Here is a 16,743-nt window from a genome sequence, read left to right as displayed (position 1 = left end):
TGGGGCGCGCGCGCTCTGATCGCTGGGGTTTGGCCGGAGCGCCCGGGGGCCGCGGCAAGCGGCGCCGGGCGTCGTCGCGCCCCCGCGCGCCTGGACCTGCAACTGACGGGCGGCCTCAAGGCCGGCCGCCAGCTGATGCGTGGTAACATGCCCACGCCGCAGCCGGCCCCCTACATCAAGCCGCGCCGCGAAGGCCGCCTGCTGAACGAGGACGAGGCGGGTCCGGCCGCGCCGGAGACGCGCAGCACCGAACCCGCCGACGCCTGACGCCTACTGGCCGCCGGAAGCCTGGGCCTGCGCGCCCAGGAACTCGGCCTGCGCGCGCAGGCCCGGGTCTTGCGACACCGCCGTGGCGATGGCGTTGAAGCGATCGACCGCCAGGCCCGATCCTTCGACGGCCGCAGTCAACTGGGCGCTCTGTTCGGGCGTCGCCTGGTTGTTCTGAACGGTGGCCGTGACGGCGCGGATCTTGGTCATGGCGGTGACGAACTGTCCCAGCTCCGCGTCGGTGACGCTGGCGGCGACCGATCCTGCGGCCGGCTCGGGCGCTTTCAACAGATTGATGCGGGCGTTGATCACCGGGGTTTCGGCGGCGGCGCTGGAGATGGCGTTGAAGCGGACGACTTCCAGACCGGACTCCTGCACGGCGGCGGCCATTTCGGCCTGTTGTTCCGGCGTCGGCTCTGCGCCATTCAGGTTGTCGCTGACGGCGCGAACGCGCGTGATGGCGGCGTCGTACTTCATCAACTCGTCGTCGGTGAAGTCCGATCCGACCGTGGCGGCGGGCGCTGGCAGGGCTTGCGCAGGCGAGGCGGCCGGCGCTGTCGGAGCCGTTTGGGCCTGGGCGCCTGCGGCGGTCAGCAGGGCGGCGGCGGAAACGAGAAGGGCGAGACGGGGAGCGCGCATGGGCGTGTCCTTTCGGTCTGGCGTCCACGAACCGTCACGACGGCGACGACGCAATCACGCCGACGCTCACCGCAGGATGTGGAGCCTGGGTTTGAAAAACAAGGATGCGGGAGCCCCCTTAACCTAGGGACACGGCGCCGCTTTGCAACCTTTTGGGGCTCCGGACGGGCTGGAGGGGCGATCAAGGATACGTTAGACGGGCGTGATCGCTCCAAAGGTTCGCCCCATGAAACGTCTCGCCATCGCCGCCCTGGCCCTGATCGCGGTCGCCGCGCCGGCCGTCACCGTCACCGCCTGGGGCAATACCGGCCACCGCCTGATCGGCGTGGCCGCGATGCGGGCCCTGCCCGACGATCTGCCCGCCTTCCTGCGCACCCCGGCCGCCATCGCCGACGTGGGCGAGCTGGCGCGCGAACCGGACCGCTGGAAGGGCGCCGGCCAGCCGCACGACCGCGAGCGCGACACCGCCCACTTCATCGACATGGACGACCAAGGCCGGGTGATGGATCAACGGGGCATGGCGCTGGCCGACCTGCCGCGCCTGAAGTCCGAGTATGACGCCGCCCTGACCAAGGCCGGTCTGGACGTCAACGACGCCGGCTATCTGCCCTACGCCATGATCGACGCCTGGCAGAACCTGGGCCGCGACTTCGCCTATTGGCGCGTGCTGAACGCCGCCGAGAAGCGCGAGACGAACATGGAGCGCCAGGCCTGGTACCGCGCCGACCGCATCCGCCGCGAGGCCCTGATCCTGCGCGACATCGGCGTGATGGGCCACTACGTCGGCGACGGCTCACAGCCGCATCACACGACGATCCACTACAACGGCTGGGGCGACTTCCCGAACCCCGAAGGCTTCACCAACTCGCGTCAGACCCACGCCCTGTTCGAGGGCGAGTTCACAAACCGCATCGCCCGTCTGGACGCGGTCGAGGCCGCCATGCCGGCCGCCAACCTGGACGGTTTCGACGTCAAGGCGCGCACCGTCTCATACCTGACCACGACGCTCGGAACGGTGATCCCCTTCTATCGGCTGGAGAAGGCGGGCGGTTTCCGCGACGCCGATCCGCGCGGCGCGGCCTTCGTCAACGAACGTCTGGCGGCGGGCGCGGGCGAACTGCGCGACTTCATCGTCGCCGCCTGGACCGCCTCAGGCAGCGCCTCCATCGGCTGGCCCGCCGTCAAGGTCGCCGAGGTCGAGGCCGGAACCGCCGACCCCTGGATCGCCATGGTGGGCGAGGATTGATTTCCTTGTCGGAGCTAACACCCCCCGCCGTCATCCTCGACAAGTCGCAGATGGCCGAGAACATCGGCGCCGTGGCGCGGGTGATGGCCAACTTCGGCCTGACGGATTTGCGTCTGGTCACGCCCCGCGACGGCTGGCCCCAGGACCGGGCCTGGGCCATGGCCTCGGGCGCCGACTGGGTGCTGGAGGGGGTGAGGGTGTTCGACAGCGTGGCGGACGCCGTCGCCGACCTGAACACCGTCTTCGCCACCACCGCCCGCCCGCGCGAGACACGCCAGCCGGTCCGCACCCCGCGCGAGGCCAGCCGCGTCCTTTATGACGACACCGCCTCGGGCCTGAAGACCGGCCTCTTGTTCGGCGGCGAGCGTGCGGGACTGGAAACGACCGACATCGCCCTGTGCGCCGGCATCGTCACCATCCCCATCGACCCCCGGCACCATTCGCTGAACCTGGCCCAGGCTGTGGCGATCAACGCCTATGAATGGCGCACCCTGATCCTGGACGCCCCGCCGCCGCGCTTCCGCGACAGCGAGCCGCCGGCGTCCAACGAGCTTCTGGTGGGCATGTACGAACATCTGGAGGAGGAGCTGGAAAACGGCGGCTTCTTCTATCCGCCCGAGAAGAAGCGCTCGATGAGCCAGAACCTGCGCGTCATGCTGGGCCGCGCCGCCTTCTCGGAGCAAGAGGTCGCCACCATGCGCGGCGCCATCCACGCCCTGTCGCGCGGTCGCGGCCGGGTGCTGGCCAAGCTGGCGGCCGAGCGGGCGGCGAAAGCCTCCTCAAGTAGCGAGCCGCCGCGCGGCGAGCGATAGGAGGCGAGGATGAAGCTCTTGCTGATCTATCCCCTCGCGGCGCTGGCGGAGATCGGCGGCTGTTTCGCCTTCTGGGCCTGGCTGAAGCTGGATCGGTCGCCGCTATGGCTGGCGCCGGGCGTCGTCTGCCTGATCGCCTTCGCCTGGCTGCTGACCCTGGTCCCCAGCGACGCGGCGGGCCGGGCCTTCGCGGCCTATGGCGGGGTCTATATCTGCGCGTCTCTGATCTGGATGGCCGTGGTCGAGAAGACGACGCCGGACCGGTGGGACGTGCTGGGCGGTCTGGTCTGCATCGTCGGCGCGGGCATCATCCTGTTCGGGCCACGGGCGGCCTAACCCGCCCCCAGCAGGTCCGACCACCGCCAGCTGCCCTTGCCCAGCGCCAGCTGCGCGCCGCCGGGGCGGTCTTCCAGCTTCAGAACCGCCAAACCGGTCATCCGCTGGCTCTTGCACTCTGCCGGGGCGAAGGCGACTTCCAGGGCGATGGCCTGGCGCACGCCGGCCAGGCCCTTGCCCGACTGGTTGCGGCTCTGCAGCCAGTCGCCGTTCCACACCAGGATGGCGCGTCCGTTGGCGTCCATGTCCTGAGACGCGGCGATGACCGCGCGGCGCACCGCCTGGTCGTCGCGCACCGCGTCCTGGACCCAGCGCACCATGTCGCACGATCCGCCGCCTGACCCGGAGCCCGAGCCGGTTCCGCCCGATCCGCCGCCGCCCCCCACGCCCGTTCCGCCTCCGCCGCCCGGTCCTGCGCCCACCGTCATGGCGCCGGCGATCTGGGCCGCGCCCAGCAAGGGCAGGGGCGGTCCCGGCGGCGCGGGCGCGGCGGGCAGGGGTTCGACGTCGGGCGGACGTTTGGCGACGACCAGTCGAGGCCGCGCCGCCGCCACGGCGGACGGGCGACGTTGGGGCGCGGGCCTGGGCGGCGCGGCCGCCTGGGCTGCGGCGGCCGGCGCATCCGGCTTGGACGAGGGATCGGGCGCGATGACCCTTGCGGGCGGCGGCGGCGGCGGCGGAGGCGGCGGTTCGACCAGCTCGACCATCACCAAAGGCGGCTCGGACACGACAGGCTCAGGCGTCGCGCGCGCCGTCATCAGCAGGGCCAGCCCGGCGTGCGCGACCAGAATCGGCGTCGCCGCCAGCGCCCAGCGTCGTGCCCGGCGTCGTGCCCAGCGTCGTGTTCGGCCGGCGCTCAATCGCCTATCCGTGATGACTGTTGAACACCGTGCCGCATGGTCATCAGAACAGAACGCCTGTAAAAAACTTCAGGCCCTGTTGAAAACATCGGGTCGCGTCAGGAAAGTGGCGCTGTGCGGAATACAACCGGGCGGCGTTGCAGATCAGCGATAGATCAGCCTGCCCGCCTTCCGGCCTTGACCGTCGGCGGCGCAACGGTTGATCTCGCCGCCGGGTTCCGTGTCGGCGCAAGAATAACGCGAAATACCCCATCTTTTTATGGTCAAGCTGACATGATCCTGCCCAAAGCACGTCATTACTCCGCCTTGTGCCCTACGCCATTTTCATCTGGCGCAAAAACGGGTGTGGCGCTCCCGGCAAGAAGGAGACAGAACTTGAGCAGATCGAAACTCAGGACGGCGGTCGTCGGCGGCGCCCTCATCGCCCTCGGCCTTGCGGCCAGCGGCTGCGCCAGCCATCGTTTCGTGCGTGATCAGGTGGAAGTCGTCGATACCCGCGTGACCGGCGTCGAAGGCACCGCAGGTCAGGCCCTGCAACGCGCCAACGACGCGCATAAACTGGCGGAGGGCAAGTTCCTCTATCAGGTCGTGCTGTCGGACGATTCCGTGAAATTCCCCACCGACGCGGCGGCCCTGTCGCCCGAAGCCGAGCAACGCCTGGCCCAGTTCGCCCAGCGTCTGCAGGGTGAGAACAAGAACGTCTATCTGGAAATTCAGGGCTATACGGATGCGACCGGCACGCCCGAGCATAACGACCAGCTGGGCGAGCAGCGCGCCGAGGCCGTGCGCCGCTTCCTCAACCGTCAGGGCGTCGCCCTGAACCGTATGGCGACCATCTCCTATGGTCAGGAACAGCCGGTGGCCTCGAACGACACGCCGGAAGGCCGTTCGCAGAACCGCCGCGTGACCATCGTCGTCCTGGCCTAACCGCCTTCGACCTCAACGACCGGAACGGCGGCCGCTTCGCAGCGGTCGCCGTTTTCGTCTCTACAGCCTCTCGAAGAAGCCCCGCACGACCTGCGTCGCCGGCCCATAGACCCCCTCGGCGAACAGGCGCGCGCCTTGCGTCGGCTCCAGATTGATCTCCACCGTCCGCGCCCCGGCGTACCGCGCCGATTGCACGAAGCCCGCCGCCGGATAGACCGCGCCGGACGTGCCGATCGAGACGAACAGGTCGCACGCCTCCAGCGCCGCCTCGATCCGCTCCATCTCCAGCGGCATCTCCCCGAACCAGACGATGTGCGGCCGCATGAGGCCCTGCGGATGATGCGGCGAGGCCTGATCCGCCGCCATGTCGCCCGTCCAGTCCATCACCACGCCCGACCGGGTGCAGCGCGCCTTCAACAGTTCGCCATGCATATGGATCAGTTCGAACCCGGCGCCGGGCGGCGTCTGCGTATGCGCCCGGTCGTGCAGATCGTCGACGTTCTGCGTCACCAGCAGGAAGTCCCCCTCCCACCGCGCCGCCAGTTCCGCTAGCGCCCGATGCGCCGCATTGGGCTGAACCTGCGCCAACTGCCGCCGCCGCTGATTATAGAAGTCCTGAACCAGGGCCGGATCGGCCGCATACCCCTGCGGCGTCGCCACATCCTCGACCCGATGCCCGCACCACAGCCCGTCATCCGCCCGAAACGTCGGCACGCCGCTCTCCGCCGATATGCCGGCGCCGGTCAGGACGACGAGGTTGCGATGGGTCATGGCATGAGATTAGCGCGTCTCGCGCGGTCGGTCAGCCTACGTCCGTCTGTGACGTAGTGGGCGCGTATGGCTGAATCTGTAGATGGCAGTCTGCGAACCGGTCTCAAAAATCTGCACGAAAGTGCACTCAAAAAAATTTCAGTGGCCTTCATCGGCGGACGGGCTGGTCTTCCCGGCGTCGCTCGTGAGAAACAGGCCCAAACCAAGGAGCCCTCGCCATGAAAACCCGCGCCGCCGTCGCCTTCGAGGCCAAACGTCCGTTGGAGATCGTCGAGGTCGATCTGGAGGGGCCGCGCGCCGGCGAGGTGCTGATCGAGATCAAGGCCACCGGCATCTGCCACACCGACGCCTATACGCTGGACGGCCTGGACTCCGAGGGTATCTTCCCGAGCATCCTGGGCCACGAGGGCGCCGGCGTGGTGGTCGAGGTCGGACCGGGCGTGACCTCGGTCGCGGTCGGCGATCACGTCATCCCGCTGTACACGCCGGAATGCCGCCAGTGTAAGTCGTGCCTGTCGCGCAAGACCAACCTGTGCACCTCGATCCGCTCCACCCAGGGCAAGGGCGTCATGCCCGACGGCACCTCGCGCTTCAGCTACAAGGGCCAGGCCATCGCCCACTATATGGGCTGCTCGACCTTCTCGAACTTCACCGTCCTGCCCGAGATCGCGGTGGCCAAGATCCGCAAGGACGCGCCGTTCGACAAGGCCTGCTACGTCGGCTGCGGCGTGACGACGGGCGTCGGCGCCGTGGTCAACACGGCAAAGGTGGAGCCGGGCGCCAACGCCGTGGTCTTTGGTTTGGGCGGCATCGGCCTGAACGTCATCCAGGGGCTGAAGATGGTCGGGGCCGACATGATCGTCGGCGTGGACATCAACGGCGACAAGGAGGAGTGGGGCCGTCGCTTCGGCATGACCCATTTCGTCAACCCGAAAGAGGTGTCCGACGTGGTCGCCCATCTGGTCGAACTGACCGGCGGCGGCGCGGACTACACCTTCGACTGCACCGGCAACACGGTCGTCATGCGCCAGGCGCTTGAGGCCTGCCACCGCGGCTGGGGCGAGAGCGTCGTCATCGGTGTCGCCGAATCCGGCAAGGAGATCGCCACCCGCCCGTTCCAGCTGGTCACGGGGCGGGTGTGGCGTGGTTCGGCCTTCGGCGGCGCGCGCGGCCGCACCGACACGCCCAAGATCGTCGACTGGTACATGGACGGCAAGATCGAGATCGACCCCATGATCACCCACACCTTCGGCCTGGAAGACATCAACAAGGCCTTCGACCTGATGCACGAGGGCAAGAGCATCCGCAGCGTGGTCGTGTTCTGATCGGCTTGCGCGCCGCACGGTTCGTTGTTTAAAGAAACGGACTGAAGATCGGGAGGTTTGACCATGTTCACCCACGTCACCGTCGGCGCCAACGACATCGAGGCGTCGCGCAAATTCTATGACGCGGCGCTCGGCGCCCTGGGCGTCGAGCCAGGGCAGGGACCAGACCCCAAGGGCCGCTACTGGTGGCGGACCCGCATGGGCGCCTTTGCGGTCGGCGCGCCGATCGACGGCGATCCCGCCTGCCACGCCAACGGCGGCACCATCGGCTTTCACGCCAAGACGCCCGAGATGGTCCAGGCCTTCCACGACGCCGGCGTCGCCGCCGGCGGTCGCGCCATCGAGGACCCGCCCGGCGAACGTCAGGGTCCGTTCGGCCCGATGATCCTGGCCTATCTGCGCGATCCCTCGGGCAACAAGATCTGCGCCATGCACCGGGTCGGCTGACGCGGTCGGTCAGCCTGCGCTCTGGGCCTCGCGATAGCGCATGTCGCGGGGCCCGTGGGCGGCGATGGTGGCGCACTGGTCGGCGACCGCCTTTTTGTAGGCCGGGCGGTCCAGGCAGCGGTCATAATAGGCCTGAAGCGCGGGAAACCCATCCAGCAGTTCCAGCGACGCGGCGATCTTCAGCACCGAACTCATCATCAGGTCAGCGACCGTGAAGTCTTCGCCGACCAGCCATTCCCGGTCGCCCAGCGCCGTCTGAAGCTCACCCAGGCGCCGCTCCGCGAAGGGCACGACCTGCGGTCGTCGCACCGCCTTGGCAGCCTCGTCAGGCAGGAAGAACTCGGCTTCCGCGACATTGGCCAGCGCCGCTTCGACACTGTTCAGGGCGGCGAAATACCAGCCCAGAACCTGCGCCCGCATCACCGGATCGGACGGGATGAGCACGCCCGCGCGTTCGGCGATGTCCCAGACGATGGCCCCGCTCTCGAACATCGGCGGGCGGCCGTCCTCCTCCAGCGTCGGCACTTGGCCGAACGGCTGGCGCGCCCGGTGGTCGGCCGACTTCTGATCGACCGCGTCCAGCAGCCGGATTTCATAGGGCCAGCCCGCCTCGTTCAGAATCCATCGCACCCGATGGTCGCGCACCTGGCCGGCGGCGAAGGGCGGAACCCATTTGAAGGCGGTGACGGTGATCATGGCGATCTTCCTCTCCTGTCCGAAACCGAACGTGTCACGGGCTTGCGCGTTGCGGGCGCCGGTCAGGTGGATTAGCCAGAGGGCATGACCTTCGAGACCACCAAGACCCACATCGTCCACGGCGGAACCCTCCGCTATCTGAAGCACGACAGCACGGCGACAGGCACGCCCATGACCCTGTCGGTCTTTACGCCTGCGGGCGAGGGGCCTTTTCCCGTGCTGATCTGGCTGTCGGGCCTGACCTGCACCGAGGACAATTTCACCACCAAGGCCGGCGCCTACCAGGCCGCCGCCGACCACGGCGTCATCATCGTCGCGCCGGACACCAGCCCGCGCGGACACGGCGTCGCCGACGACCCCGCCTATGACCTGGGCCAGGGCGCGGGCTTCTATCTGGATGCGACGCAGGCCCCCTGGGCCCCGCATTTCCGCATGGAAGCCTATGTCACCCAGGAACTGATCGGCCTGATCGACGCCGCGTTCCCGACCACGGGCGTCCGCGCCGTCAGCGGCCATTCGATGGGCGGTCACGGCGCCCTGACCCTGGCGCTGAACCACCCCGACCTGTTCCGCTCCGTCTCCGCCTTCGCCCCCATCTGCTCGCCGACCCGATGCGCCTGGGGCGAAAAGGCCTTCACCGCCTATCTGGGCCCCAATGAGGGTGAGGGGCGCGCCGCCTGGGACCGCCACGACGCCGCCAGGCTGATCGAGACCGGCGCAGCGCGCGGCGCCTATGACGACATCCTGATCGACCAGGGCGACGCCGACAGCTTCCTGATCGACCAGCTGAAGCCCGAACTGCTCCAGGCCGCCGCCGACGCCGCCGGCCAGAAGATCACCCTGCGCATGCAGTCCGGCTACGACCACTCCTACTTCTTCATGACCAGCTTCATCGCCGACCACGTCGCCTTCCACGCTGAGCGGTTGAAGGGCTGACCGTCGGATGATGCGTCGCCTGGGTTGGATGGGTCTCGCGGTCATGCTGGCGGCTGGACCGGCCCTGGCGCAGGAGCAGGTCGGCGATCTGGACTGGCGACCCGAGGTGGCGTCTCCGGCCTACGCGGCCGTCGGGCCTCTGGTCCGTGTCGATCAGGGTCATGGCAGCGAGCAGACCATTGAAGGACGCTACGCCGCCTTCGCCGCCCTGATGCTGGCGGACGGATATCGGATCGAAGCGAGCCGGGGGCGGCTTGATGCGCCCGGCGCGCTCGATGGCGTGGCGGTGTTGGTCATCTCCAATCCGGCGCGCCCGGCGGACGGCTCGCGCGCCTCGGCTTTCGACCACGCCGAGATCGAGGCGATCAGCCGCTGGGTGGAGCAGGGCGGGGCGTTGCTTCTGGCTGCCGATCACGCGCCGCACGGCGCAGCCGCCGAAGCCCTGGCCGCAAGGTTCGGGGTCTCGATGGGCACGGGTTACGCCTTCCAGCCCGTGGGCGGCGACGTCACCGCCAATCTGGTCTTTCCGCGCCAGGCGCTTGCGGATCATCCGATCATCGAAGGCCGCGACCAAAGCGAGCGCGTGACGGTCGTCAAGAGCTTCACGGGGCAGTCGCTTTCGGGACCGACAGACGCGACCGTGTTGTTGGCGATGAGCGTGGACGCGCGAGAGGCTCCCGATCTCGAAGCCCTGCAGACGATCCGACGTCGCCTGCGGGCCGGCCAGGATCCGTCCGTCGTCCTCGCCGAGCTGTCGCGGCCCGCCTTGCCTGCTCAAGGTGTCGCCTTCCGTTTCGGCCAGGGCCGGGTCGTCGTACTGGGAGAGGCCGGCATGCTCACGGCGCAGATCGTGCGGTTTTCAGAACAGCCGGATCGCGAGCCCGTTCGCATGGGGCTGAATACGACCGGCCATGACGATCAGCAGTTCGTGCTGAACCTGATGCACTGGCTGTCGCGTCTTCTCCCCTGATGCTACAGGGGCGCCATGAGCGCTCCCGATCCCTACGAACCGATGTTTTCCGCCCTGTGCCGCGAGGTGGGCTATTGCCTGCACGCCAAGGGCCAGAAGCGCGTGATCGAGGCCCTGCCCAAGGGTCTGGACGCCGCCGTGCGCGCCGTCTTCGCCGCCGAGGGCGTGGACGAACCCAATGCGCCGGGCGACGTGAAGCGCGCCGTGCGCGAATGCCTGAAGGCGAACTTGCCCGCCGTCTGACCGGATATCGTCAGGGCGTTGGCGCGATCTCGGTCGTGGTTCCCGACGGCGTCGTGACGGTGCGGGTCGTCACGGGCGCCTTGCCGGTCTCTTCGACGGTGGTCGTCGTAGAAGACCAGACCGTATGACTGACGCGGCAGGTCTTGCCGCCATAACTGTCCGCGCCGATCGCGGGCTCCTGGGTGCAGGTCGGTGCTTGGCTGGCCATGTCCGCCGCGGCCTGGTCCAGCGCCTTGAAACCGGCGCAGCCGCTTGCTGAAACGGCGAGCGCCAGCAGGGCGGCGAATCTGATACGCGACATGACAGCCTCCGATTGACGGGTGGACAATCGCGCGCCTTGTGGGCCAATGCAAATGGCCAAGCTGAACAAAAACCCGACGAAATCGCTTGGGTCAGACGCCACAGCCCCTAAATGGGGTTCAGGAACAAACCGTCTTCAGGAGACTGACATGGCCTTCACCCTGCCCCCGCTGCCCTACGCCTATGACGCGCTGGAGCCGGCCATCGACAAGGAGACGATGACCTTCCACCACGACAAGCACCACCAGACCTATGTCGACAACCTGAACAAGGCCGTCGACGCCGACGCCGGTCTGCAGGGCAAGTCGCTGGAAGAGATCTTCACCAGCATTTCGACCGCGCCCAAGGCCGTCCGCAACAACGGCGGCGGCCATTGGAACCACAGCCTGTTCTGGGAGCTGCTGGCCCCGGCCGACCAGGCCGGCGAACCCTCGGCTGAACTCGCTGCCGCCATCGACGCCGACCTCGGCGGCATGGACAAGTTCAAGGAAGACTTCAACGCCGCCGGCGCCGCACAGTTCGGCTCGGGCTGGGCCTGGCTGATCGTCCAGAACGGCAAGCTGAAGATCACCTCGACCCCCAACCAGGACAATCCGCTGATGGATGTCGTGGACGAGCGCGGCGAAGTCATCCTGGGCGCCGACGTCTGGGAACACGCCTACTATCTGAAATACCAGAACCGCCGCGCTGACTATCTGAAGTCGTTCTGGTCGGTGGTGAACTGGAACAAGGTCAACGAACTGTACGAAGCCGCCAAGTAAGGCCTCTTCGGATCGAGACATGACGACGCCCGCCGGAACCTCCGGCGGGCGTTTTCGATTCAGCTTCTACAGACGGAGAGTGAAACGATGCGGATGATGATGACGGGGGCGGCTCTGGCCGGCCTGATGCTGGCGGCCTGCCAGCCGGCGAACGAACAGAAGCCCGGCGATCACGCCCCGCCGACGCCTCAGCAGACCGTCGCGGCACCGGCGGAAAAGCCGGTCTATCGCTTCAAGATCGGCGCGCTGGACGCCATCGCCCTGTTCGACGGCGAGAACCCCGTGCCGAACGACAACAAGGTGTTCGGCGTCGGCCTGAACCCGCAGGCGGTCGCCGCGTCCCTGGCCGCCGCCGGCCAGCCGGCCGATCCCATCATGCTGGAGATCCATCCGCTGCTGGTCAGGAACGGCGACCGGACGATGCTGTTCGACACCGGCCTGGGCGAGGGCAAGGGCCAGCTGATGGACAGCCTGCAAAAGGCCGGCGTCGATCCGGCCTCCGTCACCGACGTGCTGATCTCGCACGGCCACCCCGACCATGTCGGCGGCCTGATCCGCGCCGGCGGCCTGGCCTTCCCCAATGCGGCGATCCGGATGTCCCAGGCGGAGTGGGCGTCGATCCGCGCCAATCCCGAGTTGGCCGATCTGGTGCGCATCATCACGCCCAAGGTCCAGGCCTTCGCGCCGGGGGCAGAGGTCGCGCCGGGCGTCACGGCGCAGGACACGGCCGGCCATACGCCCGGCCACGTCGCCTATCTGATCGCCGACGGCCAGAACCAGCTGCTCTTCACCGGCGACCTGATGCACCACTGGATCCTGTCGGTCGAACATCCCGATTGGAACGTCGGCTATGACGACGATCAGGCGGCGGGCGAAAAGGCGCGGCTGGACCAGGTGACGGCGTTGCGCAACTCGGGCGCCCACATCTACGCCTATCACTTCCCCTTCCCGGGCCTGGGCAAGATCGCCACCCGCGAGGGCCGGGCGATGTTCATCTCCGAGGCGCAATCAGCGACCGACTAGATACGAAGGTCCAGACTGTGCCGGGCGCGTTCGTTCATGCGCTCGGCATGGTGCTGGCGCAGCATCCGTCGCTGCCGAAGCATCTCGTGGATGCCATCCGCCAGTTCGAGAAGCTGGCCGTCGTTCAGCGGCTCGACAAGGTCGATCAGCTTGGTTTTCAACGTCGCGAAGGCCGGCTCGGACAGGCCGGTCTGGAAGGTCTTGGCTTCATTCGTCACCCTTCGTCCTCCTCTATCGTCTCAGGCGACTGGAGGCTTCACCCGCTCGGAAAGGGATGGGTGGGGACCATCGTTCCATTCCATCGTGCTTAACGGCTCCGCCCGGCTTGGCTCCCCTGGCTTGGCTCCCCCGGCTTGACTCAATGCCGCACGGTGGCCATAAGCGCCGCCTTCCATGTCTCTGGTTTGCGCCAGCGGCGGGATTGATGACGGAAGATGCGTGGACCGCCGTTGAGATCGCATTCCCAATCGAGGGGACGCCGGGCCGTATCGTTGAAAAGAGAATAGAATGTCCAAGCGCCACAGCGCCAAATACAAGATCGACCGCGCCATGGGTGAGAACCTGTGGGGCCGCGCCAAGTCGCCGGTCAACAAGCGTTCTTACGGCCCCGGTCAACACGGTCAGCGTCGCAAGTCCAAGGTTTCGGACTTCGGTCTGCAACTGAAGGCCAAGCAGAAGCTGAAGGGCTACTACGGCAACATCACCGAGAAGCAGTTCGCCAAGACCTATGACGAAGCCGCGCGTCGCAAGGGCAACACCTCGGAAAACCTGATCGGCCTGCTGGAATCGCGTCTGGACGCCATCGTCTACCGCGCCAAGTTCGTCCCGACCGTCTGGGCCGCCCGTCAGTTCGTCAACCACGGCCACGTCATGGTCAACGGCAAGAAGGTCGACATCGCCTCCTACCGCGTGAAGCCGGACGACGTCGTCACGGTGAAGGAAAAGTCGCGCAGCATGGCTCTGGTGATCGAAGCCCAGACGTCGTCGGAACGCGACGTGCCGGATTACCTGGAACTGTCGGACCGCTCGTTCTCGGCCCGCTATGTCCGCGTGCCGGAACTGTCGGACGTGCCGTACGCCGTGAAGATGGAACCGAACCTGGTCGTCGAATACTACGCTTCGTAAGCAGAGCTTACGAAGCTCTCTTTGAGGGGGCTATCGCCCTTCGGGCTGCTTGAGCCCATCGATAGTCCCTTTGAAGGTTTCAGTTTGAAGGGCCTCGGATCCGTCCGGGGCCTTTCGTTTTTTCTCCTGTTCCCTCCGCGGGCGAACAGGCGCATTCTCGGCCAGTTCAGGCTTTGAGAGACAGGGGAGGTCGTCGGTGCGCGACTCCATCATCGGACGCTTGGCTTTGATCGCCGCCGCATCGGCGAGCCTTGCCGCCTGCGCCACGGGCGGCGAGCCGACCGTCTCGACCCAGGGCATGCCCGGCGCGCTGGAACCGATCCACGCCGCCGCCTTCACCAAGGACGAGGCTGTCTTCTGGGTCAGTTCGAACGGCTGCACCGACAAGGAAGACCTGATCCCCATCATCAGCCTGCAGGGCGGCGCCGCCATCATCACCCTGCGCCGCATCGACGAGGACAAGTGCGAGCAGGACCTGGTCCAGGGCGTCGAGCTGAAATGGTCGTTCGAGGAACTGGGCCTGCCGGCCGGTTCGCCGATCAGCGTCAACAACCCTTATCAGCTGCCCCGAACCTGATCGAAGGATCGGGGGCCTGATCGAAGGGGAAGGGATTCGTTAAGCCTGTTCGGCTTCGGCCCGTTAAATTTTATCGGCTACGGCGACGGTTGTATTTATCACGGTCCGTATCTTTCATGCGTTTTTTCACCTGCCTGACCGACGACCACAACCTTTGGCTGGTCGGGCTCGCTGCCGCGATGTGCCTGATCGGCTCCATCATCACCTTCCGCCTGTACCGACGGCTGCGGCAGGCTGAAAAGGGAACACGGATAGCCTGGGCCTTCATGGGCGCCGTGGCGACGGGGGCGACGATCTGGTGCACCCATTTCGTGGCCATGATCGCCTATGAGCCGGGTGCGAACATCGCCTACGACCCGATGCTGACGGGCATGTCTCTGGGCCTGGCCATCGGCGGCAGCGCAGTGGCCCTGTGGATCGCATCGCGCCCAGGTCGGTTCACCGCCGAGATCGGCGGCGTGATATTCGGTTTGACAGTCGTTGCGATGCACTACGCCGGCATGGCGGCCTACGCCACCGACGCGGTCGTTCACTGGTCCCCTGCCTATGTCATCGCCTCGGTGATCGGCGCGATCGTGTTCGGCGCCCTGGCCTTCAATCGCGCCCGTCTTCCCGGACAGGTCGCCCCCGTTCTGCTGATGGTTCTCGGCATCGTGGCGCTGCACTTCACCGGCATGGCGGCCATGACGGTGATCCCGTTCGCCCCGATGGTCGGAAAGGCCGCCATCGACCCTGCCAACGTCATCATGGCTTTCGCCGTCGCAGGCGTCGGTCTGATGATGTTCGGCACCGGCGTCGCCAGCCACGCGCTGGACATGCAATCCCGAATCCAGGCCAAGGCGCGGCTCGACCATCTGATCGAAGGCAGCGTCGATGGCATGGTGGTGGAGCAGGACGGACGCATCCTGGCCGCCAACGCCGCCTTCGCCGCCCTGGCCGGTGTCAATCATGACACCCTAGTTGGCGAGCCCCTGTCGCGCTGGATCGGCGAACTCGCCGGTCTGACCGTCGGCAGCCTGACCCAGTCCAGCCTGACCGTGGCCAACGCCGCGCCTGTTCCTGTCGAGATCGCCGTGCGCCGCGACGGAGGATATTCGGCCGAAGGCGACCTGTTGATCTATGCGGTTCGCGATCTGCGCACCCGCCTGGCCCAGGAACGTCGCATCGCCCACCTGGCGCGCAACGACAGCCTGACCGGCCTGCCGAACCGCTCATCCTTCCTCGAATGGCTGACGCGCCAGACCGCCGACGACAGCGCCGCGACCCGGGTCGCCCTGCTCGCCATCGACCTGGACCGGTTCAAGGAGGTCAACGACGTTCACGGCCACGCCGCGGGCGACCAGCTTCTGATCCGCATCGCCGAACGAATGAAGGCCAGCCTGCGCCCCGGCGAGTTCGTGGCTCGCCTGGGCGGCGACGAGTTCGTAGCCGTCGTTGCGGTCGAACAGCGCGAGGACGCGCTGGGCCTGGTCGATCGCCTGCGCCAGGCCGTCATCGCCCCGGTCATGCTGGACCATGCCGAGGTCGCCTGCGGCCTCAGCGTGGGGGTCGCCATCTGGCCCGACGACGCGCGCGACATCTCCGCCCTGATCAACGACGCGGACCTGGCCATGTACCGGGCCAAGGCCTCGCTGACGACGGATGTCTGCTTCTACGAGGAAGAGATGGACGAGGCGGTGCGCAACCGCCGGCGCATGGCCCAGCAGATGCGCGAGGCCCTGGATCAGGGCCAGTTCAGCCTGAACTGGCAGATTCAGGCCGCTGTCGATACGGGCGAAATCACCGGCTACGAAGTTCTGCTGCGCTGGATTCAGCCCGACGGGACCTTCATCTCGCCGGCGGAATTCATCCCTCTGGCCGAAGAGAACGGCCTCATCCTGCCGATCGGGGAATGGGTGCTGCGGACCGCCTGCGCCGAGGCTGCCGCCTGGCCCGAACCGCACAAGATCGCGGTCAATCTCTCGCCCGTCCAACTGGGCCACGTCGATCTGCCGCGCCTGGTGCATCAGATCCTGATCGAGACTGGCCTGCCCGCCGCGCGACTGGAGCTGGAGATCACCGAGACGGCCATGATCACCGACATGGAGCGCACGACCCACGTGCTGCGCCAGCTCAAGCTGCTGGGCGTCTCCATCGCCATGGACGACTTCGGCACCGGCTATTCGTCGCTGTCGACCCTGCGCGCCTTCCCGTTCGACAAGATCAAGCTGGACCGCTCCTTCATGTTGGAGCTGGACGGCGGACCGCAGTCCGCCGCCATTATCCGCGCCGTCCTGGCCCTTGGCGAGAGCCTGGATATTCCGGTCCTGGCCGAGGGCGTCGAGACGCTGGCACAGCTGACCTTCCTGCGCGACCAGGGCTGCGACGAGGTTCAGGGCTATCTGCTGGGCCGCCCGCAGAAGACGGCCGAAGGCGAGATCTTGGCGGCGGCGCGCGTCCTGTGGGACGGCGCACGACCGCTGGAAGACGCCGCCTGATCAGG

The 16,743-nt window shown here is 67.3% G+C and carries 20 protein-coding genes and 1 pseudogene; 15 read left to right on the top strand and 6 right to left on the bottom strand.

Features of this window, described 5'->3' with window-relative positions; translation table 11 throughout:
• Positions 1-267 (top strand): annotated as a pseudogene (locus ACP69V_RS11820) (monovalent cation:proton antiporter-2 (CPA2) family protein); the annotation flags it as partial.
• A 3-nt stretch (positions 268-270) separates the two neighbouring features.
• Here the strand turns inward: ACP69V_RS11820 and ACP69V_RS11815 are convergent.
• A complete protein-coding gene (locus ACP69V_RS11815) occupies positions 271-906 on the bottom strand; it encodes a DUF4168 domain-containing protein (protein WP_426024008.1) in 636 nt (211 codons plus the stop codon).
• A gap of 226 nt (positions 907-1,132) precedes the next feature.
• On the opposite strand from ACP69V_RS11815, the gene ACP69V_RS11810 reads away from it, so the two are divergent.
• From ACP69V_RS11810 to ACP69V_RS11800, 3 genes are read left to right on the top strand one after another with little or no spacing between them, the layout of a single operon-like run.
• Entirely contained in the window at positions 1,133-2,152 is a 1,020-nt protein-coding gene (locus tag ACP69V_RS11810) for a S1/P1 Nuclease (RefSeq protein WP_426024007.1), read from the top strand.
• A 5-nt stretch (positions 2,153-2,157) separates the two neighbouring features.
• Positions 2,158-2,964, top strand: a complete 807-nt coding sequence (locus tag ACP69V_RS11805) for an RNA methyltransferase (RefSeq protein ID WP_426024006.1) — start codon at positions 2,158-2,160, stop codon at positions 2,962-2,964.
• A 9-nt stretch (positions 2,965-2,973) separates the two neighbouring features.
• Positions 2,974-3,300: a YnfA family protein gene (locus tag ACP69V_RS11800; RefSeq protein WP_426024005.1), complete on the top strand. Its 327-nt coding sequence runs from the start codon at positions 2,974-2,976 to the stop codon at positions 3,298-3,300.
• On the opposite strand, the gene ACP69V_RS11795 is transcribed toward ACP69V_RS11800, so the two are convergent.
• The gene (locus tag ACP69V_RS11795) at positions 3,297-4,160 is read right to left on the bottom strand and encodes a hypothetical protein (protein ID WP_426024004.1); all 864 of its coding nucleotides are present in this window, start codon (positions 4,158-4,160) and stop codon (positions 3,297-3,299) included. The genes ACP69V_RS11800 and ACP69V_RS11795 overlap by 4 nt on opposite strands.
• A 375-nt stretch (positions 4,161-4,535) precedes the next feature.
• On the opposite strand from ACP69V_RS11795, the gene ACP69V_RS11790 reads away from it, so the two are divergent.
• Positions 4,536-5,087 (top strand): OmpA family protein, encoded by a 552-nt coding sequence (locus ACP69V_RS11790; protein ID WP_426024003.1) that lies wholly within the window; start codon positions 4,536-4,538, stop codon positions 5,085-5,087.
• Between the two features lie 60 nt (positions 5,088-5,147).
• On the opposite strand, the gene cobB is transcribed toward ACP69V_RS11790, so the two are convergent.
• Positions 5,148-5,858 carry a Sir2 family NAD+-dependent deacetylase gene (gene cobB, locus ACP69V_RS11785; protein ID WP_426024002.1) on the bottom strand — a complete coding sequence of 237 codons (711 nt, stop codon included), beginning with the start codon at positions 5,856-5,858 and terminating at the stop codon, positions 5,148-5,150.
• A gap of 218 nt (positions 5,859-6,076) precedes the next feature.
• On the opposite strand from cobB, the gene ACP69V_RS11780 reads away from it, so the two are divergent.
• The gene (locus tag ACP69V_RS11780) at positions 6,077-7,183 is read left to right on the top strand and encodes an S-(hydroxymethyl)glutathione dehydrogenase/class III alcohol dehydrogenase (RefSeq protein ID WP_426024001.1); all 1,107 of its coding nucleotides are present in this window, start codon (positions 6,077-6,079) and stop codon (positions 7,181-7,183) included.
• Positions 7,184-7,246: 63 nt separating this feature from the next.
• Positions 7,247-7,630, top strand: coding sequence for a VOC family protein (locus ACP69V_RS11775; RefSeq protein ID WP_346494786.1), 384 nt, complete (start codon positions 7,247-7,249; stop codon positions 7,628-7,630).
• 9 nt (positions 7,631-7,639) lie between these two features.
• Here the strand turns inward: ACP69V_RS11775 and ACP69V_RS11770 are convergent, their stop codons facing one another.
• The gene (locus tag ACP69V_RS11770) at positions 7,640-8,326 is read right to left on the bottom strand and encodes a glutathione S-transferase family protein (protein ID WP_426024000.1); all 687 of its coding nucleotides are present in this window, start codon (positions 8,324-8,326) and stop codon (positions 7,640-7,642) included.
• 84 nt (positions 8,327-8,410) lie between these two features.
• Here ACP69V_RS11770 and fghA point away from each other — a divergent pair, with 84 nt between their 5' ends.
• Genes fghA through ACP69V_RS11755 form a run of 3 tightly spaced genes read left to right on the top strand, consistent with a single transcriptional unit; the run spans position 8,411 to position 10,475 of the window.
• Complete coding sequence (fghA, locus tag ACP69V_RS11765) at positions 8,411-9,262, top strand: S-formylglutathione hydrolase (RefSeq protein ID WP_426023999.1); 852 nt, start codon at positions 8,411-8,413, stop codon at positions 9,260-9,262.
• 7 nt (positions 9,263-9,269) lie between these two features.
• Positions 9,270-10,232, top strand: a complete 963-nt coding sequence (locus ACP69V_RS11760; RefSeq protein ID WP_426023998.1) for a DUF4350 domain-containing protein — start codon at positions 9,270-9,272, stop codon at positions 10,230-10,232.
• Positions 10,233-10,247: 15 nt separating this feature from the next.
• Positions 10,248-10,475: a hypothetical protein gene (locus ACP69V_RS11755; RefSeq protein ID WP_135194844.1), complete on the top strand. Its 228-nt coding sequence runs from the start codon at positions 10,248-10,250 to the stop codon at positions 10,473-10,475.
• Between the two features lie 10 nt (positions 10,476-10,485).
• On the opposite strand, the gene ACP69V_RS11750 is transcribed toward ACP69V_RS11755, so the two are convergent.
• The gene (locus ACP69V_RS11750) at positions 10,486-10,776 is read right to left on the bottom strand and encodes a hypothetical protein (protein ID WP_426023997.1); all 291 of its coding nucleotides are present in this window, start codon (positions 10,774-10,776) and stop codon (positions 10,486-10,488) included.
• A 148-nt stretch (positions 10,777-10,924) separates the two neighbouring features.
• Here ACP69V_RS11750 and ACP69V_RS11745 point away from each other — a divergent pair, with 148 nt between their 5' ends.
• Both ACP69V_RS11745 and ACP69V_RS11740 read left to right on the top strand, forming a co-directional pair.
• Complete coding sequence (locus ACP69V_RS11745) at positions 10,925-11,536, top strand: superoxide dismutase (RefSeq protein WP_135194846.1); 612 nt, start codon at positions 10,925-10,927, stop codon at positions 11,534-11,536.
• Between the two features lie 87 nt (positions 11,537-11,623).
• Positions 11,624-12,559, top strand: coding sequence for an MBL fold metallo-hydrolase (locus ACP69V_RS11740; protein WP_426023996.1), 936 nt, complete (start codon positions 11,624-11,626; stop codon positions 12,557-12,559).
• On the opposite strand, the gene ACP69V_RS11735 is transcribed toward ACP69V_RS11740, so the two are convergent.
• Complete coding sequence (locus tag ACP69V_RS11735; protein WP_346494792.1) at positions 12,556-12,777, bottom strand: hypothetical protein; 222 nt, start codon at positions 12,775-12,777, stop codon at positions 12,556-12,558. The genes ACP69V_RS11740 and ACP69V_RS11735 overlap by 4 nt on opposite strands.
• 289 nt (positions 12,778-13,066) lie before the next feature.
• Here ACP69V_RS11735 and rpsD point away from each other — a divergent pair, with 289 nt between their 5' ends.
• The 3 genes from rpsD to ACP69V_RS11720 all read left to right on the top strand — a co-directional run bounded on the left by rpsD (position 13,067) and on the right by ACP69V_RS11720 (position 16,738).
• A complete protein-coding gene (gene rpsD, locus ACP69V_RS11730; protein WP_426019989.1) occupies positions 13,067-13,684 on the top strand; it encodes a 30S ribosomal protein S4 in 618 nt (205 codons plus the stop codon).
• Between the two features lie 196 nt (positions 13,685-13,880).
• Positions 13,881-14,261 carry a hypothetical protein gene (locus ACP69V_RS11725; RefSeq protein WP_426023995.1) on the top strand — a complete coding sequence of 127 codons (381 nt, stop codon included), beginning with the start codon at positions 13,881-13,883 and terminating at the stop codon, positions 14,259-14,261.
• A gap of 116 nt (positions 14,262-14,377) precedes the next feature.
• Positions 14,378-16,738 carry a bifunctional diguanylate cyclase/phosphodiesterase gene (locus ACP69V_RS11720; protein ID WP_426023994.1) on the top strand — a complete coding sequence of 787 codons (2,361 nt, stop codon included), beginning with the start codon at positions 14,378-14,380 and terminating at the stop codon, positions 16,736-16,738.
• Positions 16,739-16,743 lie beyond the last annotated feature (5 nt).

The sequence above is a fragment of the Brevundimonas sp. PWP3-1b1 genome, from assembly GCF_049896065.1.
GTDB classification, from domain to species: domain Bacteria; phylum Pseudomonadota; class Alphaproteobacteria; order Caulobacterales; family Caulobacteraceae; genus Brevundimonas; species Brevundimonas intermedia_B.
The sequence above is the reverse complement of the archived record's forward strand: the minus strand, read 5'-3'. Positions and strand labels throughout refer to the sequence as shown.